Raw genomic sequence first — 18,753 nt, 5'->3', positions numbered from 1 at the left:
GGCTCCCACAGGGAAATGCGGCGCTGCTGGCTATTCGATGAAGGTCACGACGCCGCCGGCCAGCGATTGCACGCGAGCCAGGGATTCCACGCGATAACCCTGCGCATCCAGTTCCGCACGACCACCCTGGAACGACTTTTCGATCACGATTCCCAAACCGGCCACGGTGGCGCCGGCCTGTTTGATGATCGAGATCAGCGCTTGCGACGCCTTACCGTTGGCCAGGAAGTCATCGATGATCAGCACACGGTCGCTGCTGGTCAGGTGGCGCGGGGAGATCGCCACGGTGCTTTCGGTTTTCTTGGTGAATGAGTAAACGGTCGCCGACAGCAGGTTTTCAGTCAGGGTCAGGGACTGCTGCTTGCGGGCGAAGATCACCGGTACGCCGAGGTTCAGACCGGTCATGATCGCCGGTGCGATGCCCGAGGCTTCGATGGTGACGATCTTGGTGATGCCCGAGTCCTTGAACAGTGCAGCGAACTCGTCGCCAATCAGCTTCATCAGCGCCGGGTCGATCTGGTGGTTCAGAAAGGCGTCGACTTTCAGGACCTGATCGGAAAGCACGATGCCTTGTTCGCGAATTTTCTGGTGCAGTGCTTCCATGAAGCTTTCCTCTACTGACGCCATGTGCGTCTAGCTTGTAAATAGTGTTCGGTTAAAAAGTAGGCAATTCTAGCGCTTTAACATCGCCCGTATATCTGCCAATGCGGTATTTCCGCGAACGGCTTTGACTTCAACGGGGGTGTCGTCATTACCTTCCCAGGCCAGATCGTCCGGCGGTAGCTCATCGAGGAAGCGGCTTGGCGCGCAGTCGATGATCTCGCCGTATTGCTTGCGCTTGGCAGCGAAGGTGAAGGCCAGTGTCTGACGCGCTCGGGTAATCCCGACGTAGGCCAGACGGCGTTCTTCCTCGATGGTGTCGGCTTCGATGCTGGAGCGGTGCGGGAGGATTTCCTCTTCCATGCCCATGATGAATACGTACGGGAATTCCAGGCCTTTGGAGGCGTGCAGCGTCATCATCTGCACACCTTCGGCGCCGTCTTCCTCTTCCTGCTGACGTTCCAGCATGTCGCGCAGGACAAGTTTGCCGATGGCGTCTTCGACGGTCATCTCGCCTTCTTCGTCTTTCTCCAGGGTGTTTTTCAACGCCTCGATCAGGAACCAGACGTTCCCCATGCGGTAATCGGCCGCCTTGTCGCTGGAGCTGTTGGTGCGCAGCCAGTTCTCGTAGTCGATGTCCATGACCATGCTGCGCAGCGCCGAGATCGGGTCTTCGCCGGCGCATTGCTCGCGGACCCTGTCCATAAAGCGCTTGAAGCGCGACAGGCGATCGGTGAAGCGCGTGTCCAGATGCTCGCCCAGGCCAATTTCGTCGGTGGCGGCGTACATCGAGATTTTGCGTTCGGTTGCGTAGTTGCCGAGCTTCTCCAGCGTGGTCGAGCCGATTTCCCGGCGTGGGACGTTGATCACCCGCAGGAAGGCGTTGTCATCGTCCGGGTTCACGATCAGACGGAAGTAGGCCATCAGGTCTTTCACTTCCTGACGCCCGAAAAAGCTGTTGCCGCCGGACAGGCGATACGGAATCTGGTGGTGCTGCAGCTTCAACTCAATCAGCTTGGCCTGGTAGTTACCGCGATACAGGATCGCGAAATCGCTGTACGGCCGGTCTGTGCGCAGGTGCAGGGTCAGCAGTTCGACGGCCACGCGCTCGGCTTCGGCGTCTTCGTTGCGGCAGCGGATCACGCGAATCTCGTCGCCGTGGCCCATCTCGCTCCACAGCTGCTTCTCGAATTCGTGCGGGTTGTTCGAGATCAGCACGTTGGCGCAACGCAGGATGCGGCTGGTGGAACGGTAGTTTTGCTCCAGCATGACAACTTTCAGGGACGGGTAATCGTCCTTGAGCAGCATCAGGTTTTCTGGACGCGCGCCACGCCAGGCGTAGATCGACTGGTCATCGTCGCCCACCACGGTGAATTGGTTTCGCGTGCCGATCAGCAATTTCACCAGCAAATACTGACTGGCGTTGGTGTCCTGGTATTCGTCCACCAGCAGGTAGCGGACTTTGTTCTGCCACTTTTCGAGGATGTCGGCGTGTTCCTGGAACAGCTTCACCGGCAGCAGGATCAGGTCGTCGAAGTCCACCGCGTTGAACGCCTTGAGCGTTCGCTGGTAGTGGGTGTAGACGATGGCGGCGGTTTGTTCTTTGGGGTTGCGCGCATTTTCCAGGGCTTCGGCGGGCAGGATCAGGTCGTTTTTCCACGAACCGATCATGTTCTTGATCTCGTCGACGCCGTCGTCGCCTGCGTATTCCTTTTGCATGATGTCGGTCATCAAGGCTTTGACGTCAGTCTCGTCAAAGATCGAAAAGCCCGGTTTGTAGCCCAGCCGTACGTGTTCTTTGCGGATGATGTTCAGGCCCAGGTTGTGGAAGGTGCACACCGTCAGGCCACGGCCTTCGCCGCCCTTGAGCAGGGTACCCACCCGTTCCTTCATCTCGCGCGCCGCCTTGTTGGTAAAGGTCATGGCGACAATGTACTGGGCGCGGATGCCGCAACTCTGGATCAGGTGCGCGATCTTGCGCGTGATCACACTGGTCTTGCCGGAGCCTGCGCCGGCGAGCACCAAAAGAGGGCCGCCGACGTAGCTCACGGCTTCTTGCTGCCGGGGATTGAGTCGGGACATACAGAATTCAGGGAGTCATTTTGTGAAATGGGCCGGCATTTTAACAGGCTCAGCGAATTGTGCTGCTCTGTCCGACTTGTGACGCAACATGCTTTCTCTAATTGCCGGTTTAGATACTTTCAAGCAGGATGCGCGGTGAATGTGCGGCTAATGTTCGGATTCCAGACACAATTGCGCGTTTGATAACCGATGTCATTTGGTCATTGGTAACCGGCGCGGCATAATGCCAGCCGCCTACATCCTTGCAGAGTCTAGGGAGTCAGCTTGTCTACGCCTGTCGAACCCTTGCGTTTGCTGCTACTGGCCGAAGAGCCAGCGTGGGTAGCGTTGTTGCGTGAGTGTCTGGCTCCGATGGGGAGCTCGGCCGTGCTCATCTGCGCGCCGAGCTGGGACTCGGTCAGCAGTTTGTTCGATGACAACCGCAACGCGGTGTTATTGACTGTTCCTGGACTTCAGCCGCTGCCTGGCCGTTGCAATTTACCGACGGTGTTACTGGTCGAGCATGAGCCCCTGGTGACGCCCGATGGCGTGAGTGACTGGCTGGTGCGAGATCTGCTCGATGCCGGCATGCTGCGCCGGTGCCTGCGGCATGTGCGGGAGCGTGGCCTGCTGGAAAACACTTTGCAGCGCCTGGCCGAGCAAGATCCGTTGACCGGCATTGCCAACCGCCAGGGATTTCAGACCCTGCTGGCAGCGCGTCTGGCGGAAAACGACGGCCGCGGCCTGGCCCTTGGTCACCTTGATCTCGACAACTTCCGTCACGCCAACGATGCCCTCGGCCACCAGGCCGGCGACCGCTTGATTCTGCAAGTGGTCGCACGGTTGAAAAGCCAGCTTGAGGCCGGCGATCAACTGGCGCGCCTGGGCAGTGATGAATTTGCCTTGCTGATCGACACCCGCCGTGCGCCTCAGCGCGCCGAGTGGATGGCCGAACGCATCACCGAGGCGCTGGCTGAACCGTACTGGGTCGACGGTGAAAGCCTGTTGATCGGTTCCAGTCTGGGCATTGCCCACGCCCGGGCTCAGGCCGGCGCCGACCCGCTGATGTGGCACGCGCACATCGCGATGCAGCAAGCCAAGAGCACGCAAGGCTGCACTTTTCATATCTTTAACGAACGGATCAACCGCAATGCCCGCAGCATGGCCGACCTAGAAAGCGAGCTGCGCCGGGCCTTGCGCCGTGACGAACTGGAACTGCATTACCAGCCGCGGCTGAACCTTGCCGACGGCCAGATCGTCGGTCTCGAAGCCTTGGTGCGCTGGCGCCATGCCGAGCGCGGTTTGTTGCCACCGAGCGAATTCGTCCCGCTGGCCGAGCAAAGCGGTTTGATCGTGCCGCTGGGTTACTGGGTGATTTCCCGGGCGCTGCGGGACATGCAAGCTTTGCGCGAACTGGGTTTGCCAGCGTTGCACATGGCGATAAACCTGTCATTCCGCCAATTCCAGGACAGCCAATTGCTCTCCACGTTGAGCCGGTTGATTGCCGAACGCGGCGTCGAAGCGCAGTGGCTGGAGTTCGAACTGACCGAAACTGCCGTGATGCGCCGCAGCGATCTGGTCAAGCAAACCATGGACGCCCTCGGACGCCTGGGCGTGCGCTTCTCGCTGGATGACTTCGGCACCGGGTTCTCGTCCTTCGTGCACCTCAACAGCCTGCCAATTGCGCTGCTCAAGGTCGACAAGAGTTTTGTCGGCGGCATGGAAGAGCGTGAAGAGAATCGCAAACTGGTCCACGCGATGATCAACCTGGCGCACAACCTCAATCTTGAGGTGGTTGCTGAGGGGGTCGAAACAGCGGAACAGCTGGATTTGTTGCGTGGGTTTGGCTGCGATCAGGTGCAGGGTTATCTGATCAGCAAGCCGTTGCCGCTGGCGGAGTTGGTTAAATATCTGACCTTCGACAGTCGCCAGCAGCCGATGCTAGAAGTGGTGAATTAACCACAAACCAATGTGGGAGCGAGCCTGCTCGCGAAGGCGGAGCGTCAGTCAACGTAGAGGTCGACTGACACGGCCCCTTCGCGAGCAGGCTCGCACACAGGGGATCTCATTCTGGCTGGGGGACCTGGAACCGCTGCTGCAACGTTGGCTCTCGCCGAATCATCCGCTTCATCTTCCATTCAAACGCCAGCGTCAGACTCACCGCCGCGCACGCCAGCCCAAGCGCCAACCCCCACCAGACGCCCGTCGCCCCCCAGTGCATATGAAAGGCCATCCACCACGCGGCCGGTGCGCCAATCAGCCAGTAGCAACCCAAGCCGACCAGGAATGTGGTCTTGGCGTCCTTGAGCCCGCGTATGCAGCCCATTGCGATGGTTTGTGTACCGTCGAACAGTTCGAACCAGGCCGCCACCGCCAACAGGTTCACGGCCAGTTCAATGACCGGGCGAAACGCCGGGTCGTTGTGATCCAGGAACAAGCCGATCAACTGATTTGGCAACAGCCAGAAAACCATCGCAAAACCCAGCATCGCCGCCGCGCCGAAGGCAATGCCGACTCGTCCGGCCAGTCGCGCATCCAGCAACTGCCCGGCGCCATAATGCTGGCCGATCCGCATGGTGATCGCGTAAGAAAGCCCCGCCGGAATCATGAACGCGACCGATACGATTTGCAGGGCGATCTGGTGAGCCCCCAGTTGCGTGCTGCCCATGGTGCCCATGCACAGCGCGGCGAACGCAAACAACCCGACCTCCACCGCATACGTGCCGCCAATCGGCAGGCCAAGACGCCACAGCTCTTTCAAGTACTGGCGGTTTGGCCGTGACAGGCCCTGGCGCAAGGGATAGGCGTCATACGCCGGATGCCGACGAATGTGCAGCGCCAGCGCCAATGCCATCAGGTTGGCGACAATCGCCGTCACCAGCCCGATGCCCATCAGGCCGAGTTTCGGCAGGCCGAACATCCCGGTGATCAACGCATAGTTGAGCAGGAAGTTGGCCACGGTGCCGCCAAGGCTGATCACCATGACCGGCGTGGCGCGGCCAATGGCGCTGGTAAAACCGCGCAGGGCCATGAAACTCAGGTAACCGGGGAGGGCGAACGGCAGAATCAGCAGAAACTGCCCGGCCGCTTGTACGTTGCTTTCTGTCTGACCGAACAGCAGCAACACCGGTTTGAGGTTCCACAACAACAGCCCGGCCACCAGCGCCATCAACCACGCCAGCCACAGTCCGGCCTGGGTCAGCCGCGCAGCGCCGACGGTATCGCCCGCGCCCTGACGGATGGATACCAGAGTGCCAACGGCGGCGATAACGCCTATGCAAAAGAACGCTACAAACGAGTAGGTCGCCGCGCCCAGACTGCCGCCGGCCAGTGCTTCGGGACTCAGGCGTGCCATCATCAATGTGTCGGTGAGGACCATCAGCATGTGCGCCAACTGCGAGGCAATCAACGGCCCCGCCAGCCGCAGAATGGCCCGGAGTTCAATACGCGCTGGATGCTTCATGATCATCACGCTCGATTATCAAAGAGAACAGGAAAGCGTCGATTCTCGGCGCTTCACGGGGTTTGCACAAAGGGATAAAAAGGATGGGTCGCATGAGTAAGACTCATGCTGAAGAGTTTCTGCTACGGTAGCCGGATTGCGCTATAGGAGCTTTCCTCATGTCTCGTCGTCTTCCTCCCTTATATGCCTTGCGTGCATTTGAAGCGGCAGCGCGGCACAGCTCGTTTACCCGCGCAGCCGAGGAGCTGTCGATCACCCAGAGCGCGGTCAGTCGCCACATCCGTACGCTCGAAGAGCATTTTGCCTGCCGGTTGTTTCACCGCAGCGGGCGCAACTTGCAACTGACCGAGTCGGCACGGTTGATCCTGCCGGGCATTCGTGACGGCTTCACTGCCCTGGAGCGCGCCTGCAATACCTTGCGCGCCGAAGACGACACCCTGCGCATGAAAGCCCCGTCGACCCTGACCATGCGCTGGTTGCTGGCGCGGCTGAGCCGCTTCCGGCACCTGCAAGCGGGCAATGAAGTGCAGCTGACCAGCGCCTGGATGGACATCGACTCGGTGGACTTCAATCAGGAGCCGTTCGATTGCGCGGTGATCCTCGGCACCGGGCATTTCCCGCCGGACTGGGAGGCCACTTTGTTGTTTCCGGAAGAGCTGATTCCCGTGGGCGCGCCGAATCTGCTGAACGATCAGCCGTGGGACGTCGCGCGCCTGGCCAGCACCGAACTCTTGCACCCAACGCCCGATCGACGTGACTGGCGCAGCTGGCTGGAACGCATGGGCCTGACCGATCAGGTTTCGCTCAAGGGTGGTCAGGTGTTCGACACCCTGGAGCTGGGCATGATCGCCGCCGCCCGAGGCTATGGCGTGTCCATGGGCGATTTGTTGATGGTGGCGGAGGATGTGGCGCAGGGGCGTCTGAGTTTGCCGTGGCCGACGGCGGTCGCCAGCGGTGAGAATTACTACTTGGTCTGGCCGAAAACCCGCCCCGGAGGTGAACGTTTGCGCCGGCTCAGCGATTTCCTGTTGGGAGAGGTTTGGGCCATGGATCTACCGGCGGTGGAGCACCTGCGCTGAATCGATAGAGCTCAAGCAATAGAGGCCTTGAGCTATATCCCGGTTAATTACTCAAGTATTCGGTTCAACCGCCGAAAATCTGCAAGTGGAACCTTCGTACGGGTTCGCCGTTTTTGCCCATTACTAGAACATTTGCTGAGCGTTGAGCCGATCAAACCGGGTCAGGCCGTTCGGCCAGGAGCTGTCATGTCTCAACCCCGTGCCCGGATCGCCTCACAGCTTGGACTTGCGCTTGCCGTTATTCTGGCAATTGTCATCACTGGCAGTACCGTGTTCGCCCTGCGCTCGCTGGACACCGCCAACCTCGCCACCCGCGAAGAGCATCTGGCCAGTGAAGCCCGGCTTCTGGCCGATCAGTTGAGCACCTTTCACGGCACCTTGCGTGAAAGCACCCAGCGTCTGAGCGGTCTGTTCGAGAAGCGTTTCAGTACCGGGTTGAGCCTGCACCCGGAGGAACCGGTGACGGTGGCGGGTGTGCAAACACCGGGCTTGCATCTGGGCAGCGACGTGTTGAACAACAACTTCGAGGAAGTGGACGGGTTCAAGCAGATGACCGCTGGCGTGGCGACGTTGTTCGTGCGCAGCGGCGAAGACTTTATCCGGGTCAGCACCTCCGTGACCAAACAGGACGGCAACCGCGCCATCGGCACGCTGCTCGATCATGCTAACCCGGCTTATGCACGCTTGATGGCGGGGCAGAGCTACGTCGGTCGCGCCTTGCTCTTTGACCGTTCCTACATGACGCAGTACACACCCGTACGCGATGGCGGCGGCAAGGTGATTGCCGTGCTGTTCGTAGGATTCGATTACACCGATGCGCAGAACGCTCAGTTCGCCAACCTCAAACGCTTCCGCATCGGCCAGACCGGTTCGCTGGCGTTGCTGGATGAACAAAGCAAATGGCTGGTACCACCTGCGGGTGTGCAAGCACTGGATCAAGCGACTCCGGCGATTGCCGGTCTGGCGAAAGCGCCGGGCAAAGGCGATTTCTGGAGCGACAAAGCCGAAGATTTCTTCAGCGTGGCCGTTCCGTTCGATGGCGGTCCATGGTCGGTCGTGGCGAGCATGCCAAAAGCTGAAATCCGTGCGGTGACCTGGAGTGTCGGCATTCAATTGGCCATCGGCAGTTTGCTGGCGATGTTGATCGCGGTCGGTTCGGCGGTCTGGTTACTGCGCAGCAAACTCGCGCCGCTGGGTGATCTGGTACGTCAGGCCGAAGCCTTGGGCGCCGGTGATTTGAGCGTGCGCCTGAACGTGGCGAGCAACGATGAGATCGGTCAACTGGCCCGCGCTTTCAATCAGATGAGCCAGGCCCTGTCGACCATGGTCGAGCACATCCGAAAAGCCTCGGTCGAGGTCAACAGTCGTGCCAAGGCATTGTCGGGTCTGTCCGGTGGCGCTTACGAAGGAATGGAACAGCAGTCCGGCGAAATCACCAGCATGGCCGGCGCCGTGGAGGAGTTCAGCGCCACGTCCCTGAACATCGCCGACAACATGGGCAACACCGAGCGCCTGGCTCAGGAAAACGCACAACAAACCCGGATCGGTCGTACCTCGATGGACGAAGCGTCGTCGTCGCTTGAGCAAATTGCTGGCGCGCTGAACAGCACCGCGACCGTGATCAATACCCTGGGCCAGCGTTCCCAGGAAATCGGCGGTATCGTCGGGGTGATTACATCGATTGCCGAGCAGACCAACCTGCTGGCACTGAACGCCGCCATCGAAGCGGCCCGTGCTGGTGAGCAGGGCCGTGGTTTTGCGGTGGTGGCCGATGAAGTGCGTAACCTGGCGTCGCGTACTCGTCAGGCCACTGACGAAATTTCCGGAATGATCAGCAGCATCCAGCAAGAAACCGGCAACGCCATCAGCACCATGGAACAGGGCAATGTGCTGATGCAGGAAGGGTTGGCGCGTAACGCCAATGTGGCCTCGGCCCTGGCGCGGATTGACGAGCAGAGCCGTTCCGCCGGTCAGCAATTTGCGGCGATCACCACCGCGACCCAAGAGCAAAGCAGTACGGCGACGTTGCTCAGCAGCAACCTGCAAAGTATTGCACTGGCGAACAGTGAGCAGCGTGAAGTGGTGTCGAACCTGGCCGTGACTGCCAAGGAGCTGGAAAGCCTGGCGGCGGGCTTGCGGCATGAGGTTGACCGGTTTCGTTGAGGCGCCTTTGAAATAGCTATCGCGATGGGCTCACCTCAATTGCGGATCAGTCCCCAAGCTAATCGCACTTGGCACTGCTGGATACTTCCTTGCTCGCCTGTTTCAACAGGCTGCCCAGTTCAGCCGCATTGGTGCTGTTGTAAACCCGGCCGCCGGTGTTTTCAGCGATGCAGCGTGACGTGCCGCCAACACCGATTTTCACCACGTTGACGCGCAGGCGGGGTTGTTGTCTGGCGATTCGACGAGATACTGCGCAAACGTCCTGCCCGCAGCCGTCTTCTCCGTCGACAAACATCACGATAACCGCATCGTTATTGCGCCCGTCGACGGTACTCGCCGCGTGGGCCAGGCTGTCGGCCAGCGGTGTGCCGTCGTCGGGAGCCAGACCTCGAATCCCGTTGATCAGTCGCGGGCGGTCGCCGAACTTGAACACACCCCGGTCCGGTGTTCTTTCGCAGCCGGCGAAGGTGATCAGACGTGTGTCGATCTTCGGGTCCAGCCCGTTGATCATGCCGGCCAGCGAGTCCTTGGCGACGTCCATGCGGCTGGGTTTGGCGGTGAGACGCATGTAGCGATTCGGGTCCAGGAGCTTGTTGAGGTCACCACCACCGTAGAACCAGTCCTCGTCGGCTTTCACTGACCTGATGTTCAAGTTCATCGAACCCGAGGTGTCGAGCACCACCACGAATTGCGGGACCTCCGCGGCCGGCGCATTTTTACGGCATGCGAAGTTGTCCAGCGTCGGGGCTGGTGGCGGGGCTGGAGGTGGAGGTGGGGCAGCCACTACCGGTTTTGGCGGTGGAACCGGTTTTGGTGGCGGGACCGGCTTGGGTTCCGGTGCCGGTTTTGGCGGCGGTACCGGCTTGGGCTCCGGTACCGGTTCTGGTATGGGTTCTGGTGCCGGAACAGGTTTCGGTTCCGGTTCCGGTTCCGGTTCCACGACAGGCTCGGGGACAGGCTCGACCGGTTTCTCAACCGGTTTCTCAACTGGCGCTACCACCGGTGCCACAGGCGCTACAGGTGGAGCCACGACCACGGGCTCACGGTGCAGGAACCACCAGAGCCAGAGTGCCAGAAGCAGCAACAGCAGCGCGAGCAAGGCTGCCGCGATCCACCAGCCACGGCGCGAAGGTGGTACGACCGGCACCACCGGAACCACTGGCGGCACGATCGGTTTGGGCGGACGCAGGTTCCAGCGCACCACCAACGGCTCACCGTTGAGGCTGTAGAGTTTGTCCAGCTCAGGCGCGCCGAGCAGGCTGCGCAGGTCATCCGCTTCCGTCGGTTGACCGCGTTTTTGCAGTTCATCCGCCAACTGTCCGAGGGACGTCTGACGCACTTCATAGGTTTCCAGCAAGCGTCGCTGCGCGTCCTCGTTGAGGTCGGCATAGGGCGTGGGTTGGCCGCCCAGTTCGGTCCACCATTCCAGCACGTCGCCGCTGCCCATCCGCGGGATAGCAAACAGACTGGCGACGGTCGGCGGAAAGTGTTTCTGGATGAGGGCGACTTTGGCTTGCAGCGCACTCATCCCCTCCGATGTGGCTTGCGCATCCCTGATGACCCGCTGCATGACGACGATTCCTGAAAAAGTGCAGGCATCCGTCGGGATGCCCTGCGGGGTGAAAAGTTACTCTTCGTAGCCGAGGCTGAATTGCAGCTGATTGACCTTCTTCTGCAACGCCTTCAGCTCTTGCTGCTTGGCCGCCAGCGTCGCGGGCGTTGATTTGGTCGTTGGCGCCGCTTGGGAAGCCTTGAGCTGCTTCTCGAGGTCGGCGATCTGCTTCTGCACCTGGGCTTCATTGCCGCGCCGGGCCTTGAGCGAGGTCAGCAGTTGCGCCAGCGACTGATTCAGCGCCGCCTGGGATTTCTGCTGGCTGGCCAGATCGGTCTTGGTGCTGAGCTGCTGGGCCTGAATGTTCTCGTACACCTGATGGAACATTGCGTTTTGCTGCCGGGACTCGCTTAGGGCCAGCTCCTTCTGCTTGACCTGTTCGCTGTAACCACCGGAGTAGTCGCAGTTCATCTTGGTCAGCATGCTGCTGTCGCGATTGGTCGCATCGCACTCGCCCGGGTTGGTTGCGCAACCGCTCAAGGTCAGGACGGCAGTGATGACCACCAGTTTTTGTAGCGTCATGTGCTTAACCCAGTGTGATTGCGGAACGTTGGCTGTACAGAGCATCGACTTCCTTCTGCAGGCTGACGACTTTCTGGTTCATCCTCTGAATGTTCATGTCCACCTGCCTGATCTCGGCGCTGGTGCCTTGTGAGCGCTCGGCGTCTGCCACTTTGCTGTACTCGGTGACTTTGGTACGCATGTTGGCCAGGTCTTTACGCAGGCGCGCGATGTCCGAATCGATCCCGGCGATTTGCGCCTGTGCCTGGCTCTTGTTGACTTTTTTGTTGGCGATGTCCTTTTTGATCTGGGCGATTTGCGCCTGGTCATCTTTGATCACTTGTTGAGCGGTCTCGGTACGGGCGATCACCTTCTGCGTGTCTTGTTCGACGTCGCTGTTCATCTTCGCCAGACGGGTGGTGGTGTCGGCGTATTCGGCACGACGTTGATCCAGGTAATAGTTCGCGCCCATGGCCACGCCACACGCGGTAATACCGGCGGCGATGACGCACACGGTTTTGTTGCTGCTGTTGGACAGCGCGCAAGCGAGGATGCCGACACCGGCGCCGACGGCGCAGGCCTGGTATCCGGATTTGCTGAAGAACTCTGCGTCATTGCCCTGGGTCAGGCGCGGGTCGGCACCGTCGCCTTCGCCGAGCATGGAGCTGCCGGTGTTGGCGCAACCGGTCATTAGCAGGCTGCCGGCGACTACGAAAGCGATCTGTAGCTTGAAGCGAGTCCAAAGGCTGCGCGACATGGTGAAACTCCTACGTAACGGTGTTGACGCGTTGTTATTAAGGTGAGTTATTGAGTGACGGTTTTGCAGCTGGTCAGCCAGGCTTCAGTGTCGATTTTCTGCTTTTGCAGGAACGCCTTCTGATTGGCCCAGTGGGTGCGCAAGTAAGGTTTCAGATCTTGCAGCTGTTTGTTGCGGCTGATGATTTCTTCCATCACCGGGACTTGCGTTTCAAGCAGTGGCTGGCCGTACAAGGTAGCCGATTCCACCAGGCTGCTGGCGTAGTAACGGCTGAGTTTGTGCAGGCGATCCTTTTGCTCTTCGAGCTTGCCTTTACGCATGTCGCAACTGGCGTCTTTGTCCGCGGCTTCGCAATTGAGCTTGTAGTTCTTTTGCAGGAAGTCCACGTACTGGCCATCGTCGAGCATCTTGGTGCACAGGAATGCACCGAGGTTGAGGCTGGCACGGATTGCTTGGTCGCGGGTTTCTTCCTGCTGCTGGTTGCTGGCGCGCAGCTGGTTTTCCAAGGCCTTGAGCTTATCCTTGAGCGCTTTGTCTTCGACACCCGAGGCCAGGCTGTTCAGGGATTGAACCGTGCCTTTGTCGGCGGATTCCGCTTCCTTGCTGCCGGTACCGAGTTTCTTCCAGCTGTCTTCGATGCTGGCGACCCGCTCGCGAGAGGTAAGGGTCGGGGAGACCAGCACCAGTCGCAGGCCGGTGGTTTTGTTTTTTACCTGGCCTTCGGCATTGTAATACGGCTCTTCCTTACGCAATGCCGTATGCAGGTCGGCCTGCGCGGTCAGGTAGTTGCCGCCACGGACGACGTAGCCACCGGCCTGACCGTGCTGGCGGTCGAGTTTGTTCAGGCGAAACGGCTCGAACATCATTTCGTCGACGTTCCCGAGCATGTCATGCAGGCCCAGCGGATTGGGCTTTTGCAAACCGGACAATTGCACTTTGCCATTGGACGATTGCGCCCCGGCGAACCACTCATAGGCGTTGATGCCTTCCGGCATCGGGTAGTGCGTGTCGCGGAATTCAGCGGCACCGACTTCCAGCCCACCGCGCGCGGCGAACTCCCATTCGACCTCGGTCGGCAGGCGCAGGAAGCCTTGCGCGCCGTCTTCCTTGGGCAGCTTGCCGGCGGCGTTTTTGCGCAGCCACAGGTTGTATTTGTCGGCGACGTCGATGGCTTGCACCCAGCTCACCGCCGTTTGCGGCAAGCGCATCTTGGTGGCGGCGGTGGGGCAGGTGGCTTCGGTCAGCGCGGCGTATTGCAACTGACTCATCTCGTACTTGGCCATCAGGTAGTAGCGGGATTTGTCGTTCTTGGCCCCGGTAAAGCTGCCGGCGATAAAGGTTGGACGGGTCTGTTCGACGTAGCCGTATTCCGCGCCGTCCTGACCGATGTTGATCGGGTAGTCATCCAGCGGACCGGCGACCGGAATGAACACCTTGCGAAACACCATCGAGCCTTCGCAGGGCATCGGCAGCACCACGTCGGCGGCGTCTGGCATCGGGTTGTAATACTTCTCTTCCCAGCCCGCCGCCGAGGCGTCGAGCACGTAGCCGAGGCTCAGGGGCAACAGCAAGCCAAAACGTTTATAGCTCACGCAGACTCTCCGCAGGTTGGATGTTGATCGCTCGCAGGGCGCCGATCGCGGCCACCAATGCAGCGACCAGGAAGGTCAGGAGCAGGGCGGCAACGCCGTGCCAGGCGGTGATGTGGCAAACGAAGGTGCCGGTGGTCTGGCTGCTGCCGAGCAGGTAGTCGAACAAATGGCTGCCCACCGCATAAAACCCCAACCCACCAATGTAGCCGGCAAGGCTCAGCACCAGCGCTTGCAGGACCACGAAACCGCCAACGGCCCGGCGTTTGAAACCCAGCAGGCGCAGGACCGCCAGGCTTTTGCGTTTACGGTCGATGTTGGCCAGGAACGCGCCGACCATCGACGCCACGCAGCCGATCAACGCCGCCATGGCGATTACACCGAAGATCAGCCCCAGCACATGGTTGATGGCTTTGACGTTGTCGATGTCGGCCAGTCGGCTGGAGGTTTCGATATGTTGTTCGTTGAGCCAGTGTTCCAGCGGTGCGACCTGATCAATGTCGCGCGCATAGACGCGGGCGCGGGCATACAACGGTTGCAGATTACCCTGAGGCTTGCCGGTGTCAACGCCGAACCCACTGACCTGATAACCGTCGCGAAAGCGCTCCAGATCCAGCAGCAGCGGCGGGGCGACAAACCCGGCCGCACGACCGAAGCGGGCAGCGTCGAGCACGGCCAGTACCGTCAGCGTCATCTCGCCGCGTTCATTGACACCGTCCAGGCGACGCATGGCACGCAGTTGCACGCTGTCGCCAGCCTTGGCCTGCAAGCGTTGTGCTGCGCTGGCGCTGAGGATCACTTGATTGCCGACGGGGTTGAGTGACGCCAGGTTCAGTAGTGGGTCGCCCGGCTCGGTGGCGATGATTTCCGCGCCTTCGACAAACCGTTGCATGCCGATCAGCAGATCAGCCTGGGTATTGAGCGAGCGGGTTTGGCCGAGGGCAAAACCGGTCTCGGGGCGCTGGCGCAAACGCTCGATCCAGGCTGTGTCGTAGTTGCCGTTGCTGAGCATCTTCACTTCAAGGTTGCGCGGGTCGCGCAGCAGTTCGTCCTGCAGCTGGCTGACCACCCCGTGTTTGAGCCCGAACAGCAACAACAACGGCGCAATCACCGCCACCAGGGACGCGGCGATGCACAGCGAGACCTTGCGGTCGTGCCAGAGGTCTTGCAGCGCCAGTGATCCCAGCAGGTGCAAGCGATCAGTCCATCGGTTCAAACAGAGTCTCTCCCTGGCGGCTGATAGCGCCGAGTCGCGGCAAACCGAAATCCTTCAGCAAGGCCCAGTCATGGGACACAACGAGTGCACTCAGGCCCATGCTCGACACCAGGCTCAGCAGCAACTCGAACAAACGCCGGGCACTGTGAGGGTCGAGCGCGGCGGTCGGCTCGTCGGCCAACAGCAGCAACGGTTCATGGGCAATTGCCCGAACGCAGGCCACGCGCTGGCGTTCACCGATCGACAAGGCCTGTGGTTGTTTATCCAGCAATCCTTGCAGGCGCAACACGTCAACGGCGTGGTCGATGTGCTCGCTCTTCGCCGGCATCCCGAGCAAGCGGCGCGGCAGGCTGATGTTGTCCCGCACGCTCAGGAATGGCAGCAAGCCGCCGCTCTGCAAAATGAATCCCAAATGCCGTGAACGCACCGCTGCCAGAGCAGGCTGGTCGTCAGTCGCCAACAGATGGGCGATATCCTGAGCGTGCGCCGCGCCCAGCCGAAAGCGCTCGAGTTCCACCGGCGCGAGCAACAGGCCGATGGCTTCGAGCAACGTGCTTTTGCCACTGCCGCTTTCGCCGGTGATGGCGAGGATTTCCCCGGCGCCAACCTGCAAGTGCGGCAATCGCACGTGATGAGCCTGTGCGCCTTCACCACGGCGCACCAGCAGGTTCTTGATATCAAGCATGGGCGTCTCGTTAAGGCATCATTTCCAGTGGTACGGGGTAGACGTTATCCCGCGCATCACTGTCTTTGGCCAACGCTACCCAACGGTCGACATCGGCGTTGTAACGCTGGTAATGCCGCAGTTTGGTGTTCAGCGTGCGGATGAATTTCTCTTGCGCCAGACCGTCCCAGCTCTTCCAGGTCTCTTCATCCAGGTTCAGCACTTCACTGTGATAAGGCAGGTCTTCGAGGTACTCGCCGAGGACGCCCATGTCCGCCAGTTTGGCGTTGCTGTTCTGCTTGAGCTGATTGGGATCGGCGCCCATGGTCGCCGCCACGGAACGCAGGCGATCGAACATTTCCGTTGGCGAAATCAGGCCTTCGTTGGCGGCATCGAGAATCTGCTTCATCACGTCGCTCAAGTCGCTGAGCTGGGATTTGGTCAGCAGCACCCGCACGTCGGTGGTCGGGATGTTCTGCTTGATCAGGTCGCGGTCAGTGATCCATGCCTTGAACACCGGCGGGGCCTTGCTGTTGGTCTTCTCGCCGAGATAGGCGAGTTGCATGGCGTGGCCGATCAGCGCCGCGTCTTCGAGCATTTTCTTCTCGGCCGGGTCCTGTTTGGCGTTCGCCGCGCTGCCGATGGCGTCTTCGCCCATGTAGGCGGCTTTCACTTGTGTCGTGATCGCCCCGGCCAAGGCGTCAACCTTGCGCCCGAACTCTTGCACATCGCCAGCGTTCACCGGGTAGTACAGCGAGGTGTTGGTGCCCGGGTAGGTCGACAGGTTCTGGTATTGGGCCTCGGCCTTGGCGTGGTCCTTGGCGCCGGCCGGGGTTTTCAGGTGCAGGGTGTAAATCGCCACACCCGGGTTGGCGGCTTCCATACGCACCTGTGCGGCGCTCAAACCGGTCTTCGACAGCTTGTCGTCGCCTTCGATGGCGCCAGCATCCGTGATCAGCACCACGTAGCGTGCGCCGAACTGGTTCCAGTCGACCTTGTCGATGCTCTCCATGACGCCGGCAAACGAGTCTTCATCGAAGCTGCTGCTCGACACGGTAGCCTGCTTGAGGTCGGCGATTTTGGCGAAAAAGTCGGCGCTGTCTTTCACCTTGGTAGGGTCGGCGTACATCTTGGTGGTGTATTCCAGCCCCGGCACCGCCTGGGTGTTGGAGCGGAAAGCCACCAGGCCGAATTTGACCTGCTTGCCGAGATTCTGCGCTTCGATCTTCTGGTAAACCTTGCGGATCGCCTCGCGGGTGCGGTCGATGTAGGGGTCCATCGAGATCGTCGAGTCGATGACAAACACCACGGCCGCACTGAATTCCTTCAGCTGGTTGGCCTTTTTCTCTTCGGCTTCCTTGCTGCCGGCAGCGCTGCTTCCAGCACCGGCCTTGGCGTTCTTGTCATCCGGCTTGCTGACGGAGGCGACGTTGAGCAGGCGCGTGCGGAAACCGCTTTCGGTCATGACTTCTTCGCCACTGAGCACCGGCAGCAGGTAGAACTGCTTTTGCAGGTCGACGAAGTATTCAGGTTCTTCAGCCAGTACGCCCGGTGCTTGCTGGCCCTTTTTCAGCGTGGCCCGCAGCGGCGCGACTTTGCTGACCGGGTCCGGCGCATCAAGGATGCCTTCGACGGTGGCGCGGTCCTTGAAGAACAACAGCCGGTCGCGGTTGGCCGGGTTGGTGAACGCCAGCGTCAGCTGCATCTTCCAGTCGGTGGTGCAGCTGGCCGGCAGCCAGCCAATGGTTTTGCCATAACTGTCGGGGCCGACTTTCAGCCATTCGGCGTTCTTCGCTTGCGCACGTTCGTACACATAGAAGCGGCTGAAGACCGGTTGTGCGTCACCTTCGGCACCACCCGCCGTCGGGCTGATTTTGCAGCCCGGGGTGGTCAGCACGCGTTGGAACAGGGTCTTTTTACCAGCCTGGATCAGCGGTTTGTCATCGGCCTGGGACAGCGGGCTGATGCACAGCGCGAGCAAGGCCGCACCGCTCAGCAGGAATCGACTCATGGGGGAACGCATCACTTCTGCAACTCCTCGAAGCGCTGCTTGGCTTCGGCGTTGTTCGGGTCCTGAAGAAGGATGGTTTCATACCAGTAGGCGGCGGTGGCGTTGTCCGCGGCCGGGAAGCACTCGCTGGCCTTCAGGTATTTAGGGTCGTATTCACGGGCATAGGCGTTGGCGATCAGCGCGTCACCGGCCTGGGCACGGTTGGCGTACAGACGTTGGGCGACGCCACAGTGTTTACTGGCCTTGGCCTGGTTGATGATCTCCAGCAACCTGGCGCTGTCGGGTGCCGCCTTGATGCAGGTCTGGACGAAGGTCAACTCGGGCAGGCTGTTCATGCTGTCGAGGGTACAGGCTTGAGCATCGGCGCCCGCGGGTGCGGCGGAAGTGGCTGCAACCGCAGGGGCCGGGGTGCGTTTGTAGAACCAGAATCCGGCGCCCGCTGCCAGCAACAACACCACAATCAACAGGCCGATCAGGCCTTTGTTGCTTTTCTTCACTGGCGGGGGAGGCGGCGTGTAGTCGGTCTCGGTGAGCACCGACTCCAACTCCAGTTCTGGCTCGGCGGTGGACAGGACCAGTTCAGGCATGTCCGGAATTTCCGGGATGTCCGGCGCCGGTACGCTCGGCGCTGTCAGTTCAGTGCCGCCGTAGGTCGAGCGCGTCTGGCCGCCGGCCATGGACGGCAGCACGCCAACGCCAGGGCGAACCACGCCTTTGTCGGCATGACCGTGGTTCTGTTCACGCAGTTCGATCTGGAATTGCGCGTTGGCGCCGCCTTCCAGCAGCGGGTCGACCACCTCCGGACCGACCTGCGTTTCCAGGGCTTCGCCGTTGGCCGTCACGTTGAAACGCGAGACCTTGAACCAGAATGGATTGTTGCTCCAGGCCTTGTGGTCCTGGAGGTAAAAACCGTCCTGGTTACGCTGAAGGGAAAACTCCAGCTGTTCCTCGCCACCCTGCCATTTCTTCACAGTGAGGCGGGCCTGGCCAGGCAAATTGGGCTCTAACGCGAGCAGGTCGACACGAATGGGCATTGC

The 18,753-nt window shown here is 60.6% G+C and carries 13 protein-coding genes and 1 pseudogene; 3 read left to right on the top strand and 11 right to left on the bottom strand.

Features of this window, described 5'->3' with window-relative positions:
- Positions 1 to 30 precede the first annotated feature (30 nt).
- A complete protein-coding gene (locus J2Y56_RS03240; RefSeq protein ID WP_027926370.1) occupies positions 31 to 603 on the bottom strand; it encodes a xanthine phosphoribosyltransferase in 573 nt (190 codons plus the stop codon).
- A 69-nt stretch (positions 604 to 672) separates the two neighbouring features.
- Positions 673 to 2,682: a DNA helicase Rep gene (gene rep / locus J2Y56_RS03235; RefSeq protein ID WP_310348619.1), complete on the bottom strand. Its 2,010-nt coding sequence runs from the start codon at positions 2,680 to 2,682 to the stop codon at positions 673 to 675.
- A 264-nt stretch (positions 2,683 to 2,946) separates the two neighbouring features.
- Between rep and J2Y56_RS03230 the strand changes: the two genes are divergently transcribed.
- Positions 2,947 to 4,620 (top strand): bifunctional diguanylate cyclase/phosphodiesterase, encoded by a 1,674-nt coding sequence (locus J2Y56_RS03230; protein WP_310333381.1) that lies wholly within the window; start codon positions 2,947 to 2,949, stop codon positions 4,618 to 4,620.
- Positions 4,621 to 4,726: 106 nt separating this feature from the next.
- Here J2Y56_RS03230 and J2Y56_RS03225 read toward each other — a convergent pair whose 3' ends face one another.
- A complete protein-coding gene (locus tag J2Y56_RS03225) occupies positions 4,727 to 6,124 on the bottom strand; it encodes a NorM family multidrug efflux MATE transporter (protein WP_310333382.1) in 1,398 nt (465 codons plus the stop codon).
- Positions 6,125 to 6,282: 158 nt separating this feature from the next.
- Between J2Y56_RS03225 and J2Y56_RS03220 the strand changes: the two genes are divergently transcribed.
- Both J2Y56_RS03220 and J2Y56_RS03215 read left to right on the top strand, forming a co-directional pair.
- Positions 6,283 to 7,203 carry a LysR substrate-binding domain-containing protein gene (locus tag J2Y56_RS03220; RefSeq protein WP_310333383.1) on the top strand — a complete coding sequence of 307 codons (921 nt, stop codon included), beginning with the start codon at positions 6,283 to 6,285 and terminating at the stop codon, positions 7,201 to 7,203.
- 186 nt (positions 7,204 to 7,389) lie between these two features.
- Positions 7,390 to 9,366, top strand: a complete 1,977-nt coding sequence (locus tag J2Y56_RS03215) for a methyl-accepting chemotaxis protein (RefSeq protein WP_310348615.1) — start codon at positions 7,390 to 7,392, stop codon at positions 9,364 to 9,366.
- A gap of 58 nt (positions 9,367 to 9,424) precedes the next feature.
- Here the strand turns inward: J2Y56_RS03215 and J2Y56_RS03210 are convergent, their stop codons facing one another.
- The 8 genes and pseudogenes from J2Y56_RS03210 to J2Y56_RS03175 all read right to left on the bottom strand — a co-directional run bounded on the left by J2Y56_RS03210 (position 9,425) and on the right by J2Y56_RS03175 (position 18,750).
- A complete protein-coding gene (locus J2Y56_RS03210; RefSeq protein WP_310348613.1) occupies positions 9,425 to 10,936 on the bottom strand; it encodes a VWA domain-containing protein in 1,512 nt (503 codons plus the stop codon).
- A 57-nt stretch (positions 10,937 to 10,993) separates the two neighbouring features.
- Positions 10,994 to 11,500, bottom strand: coding sequence for a hypothetical protein (locus J2Y56_RS03205; protein ID WP_033048626.1), 507 nt, complete (start codon positions 11,498 to 11,500; stop codon positions 10,994 to 10,996).
- A gap of 4 nt (positions 11,501 to 11,504) precedes the next feature.
- Positions 11,505 to 12,236 carry a hypothetical protein gene (locus J2Y56_RS03200; RefSeq protein ID WP_310348609.1) on the bottom strand — a complete coding sequence of 244 codons (732 nt, stop codon included), beginning with the start codon at positions 12,234 to 12,236 and terminating at the stop codon, positions 11,505 to 11,507.
- A gap of 47 nt (positions 12,237 to 12,283) precedes the next feature.
- Positions 12,284 to 13,828, bottom strand: coding sequence for an SUMF1/EgtB/PvdO family nonheme iron enzyme (locus J2Y56_RS03195; protein ID WP_007942350.1), 1,545 nt, complete (start codon positions 13,826 to 13,828; stop codon positions 12,284 to 12,286).
- Complete coding sequence (locus J2Y56_RS03190) at positions 13,818 to 15,041, bottom strand: ABC transporter permease (RefSeq protein ID WP_007942351.1); 1,224 nt, start codon at positions 15,039 to 15,041, stop codon at positions 13,818 to 13,820. Before J2Y56_RS03190 ends, J2Y56_RS03195 begins: the two co-directional genes overlap by 11 nt.
- Positions 15,025 to 15,651, bottom strand: a pseudogene (locus J2Y56_RS03185) (ABC transporter ATP-binding protein); the annotation flags it as partial. The gene J2Y56_RS03190 and the pseudogene J2Y56_RS03185, both read right to left, overlap by 17 nt.
- Positions 15,652 to 15,736: 85 nt before the next feature.
- Positions 15,737 to 17,716, bottom strand: coding sequence for a vWA domain-containing protein (locus tag J2Y56_RS03180; protein WP_405046839.1), 1,980 nt, complete (start codon positions 17,714 to 17,716; stop codon positions 15,737 to 15,739).
- A gap of 11 nt (positions 17,717 to 17,727) precedes the next feature.
- Entirely contained in the window at positions 17,728 to 18,750 is a 1,023-nt protein-coding gene (locus tag J2Y56_RS03175; RefSeq protein WP_310348604.1) for a hypothetical protein, read from the bottom strand.
- Between the last annotated feature and the right edge of the window lie 3 nt (positions 18,751 to 18,753).

The organism is Pseudomonas sp. BE134 (assembly GCF_031456105.1).
Lineage (GTDB): Bacteria > Pseudomonadota > Gammaproteobacteria > Pseudomonadales > Pseudomonadaceae > Aquipseudomonas.
Note: the sequence above shows the minus strand (reverse complement) of the source record. Positions and strands in the feature narration are given on the sequence as shown.

Excerpts from the sequence above, each read along its gene's own strand:
- J2Y56_RS03240 (WP_027926370.1), bottom strand. The coding sequence starts at position 603 with ATGGAAGCACTGCACCAGAAAATTCGCGAACAAGGCATCGTGCTTTCC.
- rep (WP_310348619.1), bottom strand. The coding sequence starts at position 2,682 with ATGTCCCGACTCAATCCCCGGCAGCAAGAAGCCGTGAGCTACGTCGGC.
- J2Y56_RS03225 (WP_310333382.1), bottom strand. The coding sequence starts at position 6,124 with ATGAAGCATCCAGCGCGTATTGAACTCCGGGCCATTCTGCGGCTGGCG.
- J2Y56_RS03220 (WP_310333383.1), top strand. The coding sequence starts at position 6,283 with ATGTCTCGTCGTCTTCCTCCCTTATATGCCTTGCGTGCATTTGAAGCG.
- J2Y56_RS03215 (WP_310348615.1), top strand. The coding sequence starts at position 7,390 with ATGTCTCAACCCCGTGCCCGGATCGCCTCACAGCTTGGACTTGCGCTT.
- J2Y56_RS03210 (WP_310348613.1), bottom strand. The coding sequence starts at position 10,936 with ATGCAGCGGGTCATCAGGGATGCGCAAGCCACATCGGAGGGGATGAGT.
- J2Y56_RS03205 (WP_033048626.1), bottom strand. The coding sequence starts at position 11,500 with ATGACGCTACAAAAACTGGTGGTCATCACTGCCGTCCTGACCTTGAGC.
- J2Y56_RS03200 (WP_310348609.1), bottom strand. The coding sequence starts at position 12,236 with ATGTCGCGCAGCCTTTGGACTCGCTTCAAGCTACAGATCGCTTTCGTA.
- J2Y56_RS03180 (WP_405046839.1), bottom strand. The coding sequence starts at position 17,716 with ATGAGTCGATTCCTGCTGAGCGGTGCGGCCTTGCTCGCGCTGTGCATC.
- J2Y56_RS03175 (WP_310348604.1), bottom strand. The coding sequence starts at position 18,750 with ATGCCCATTCGTGTCGACCTGCTCGCGTTAGAGCCCAATTTGCCTGGC.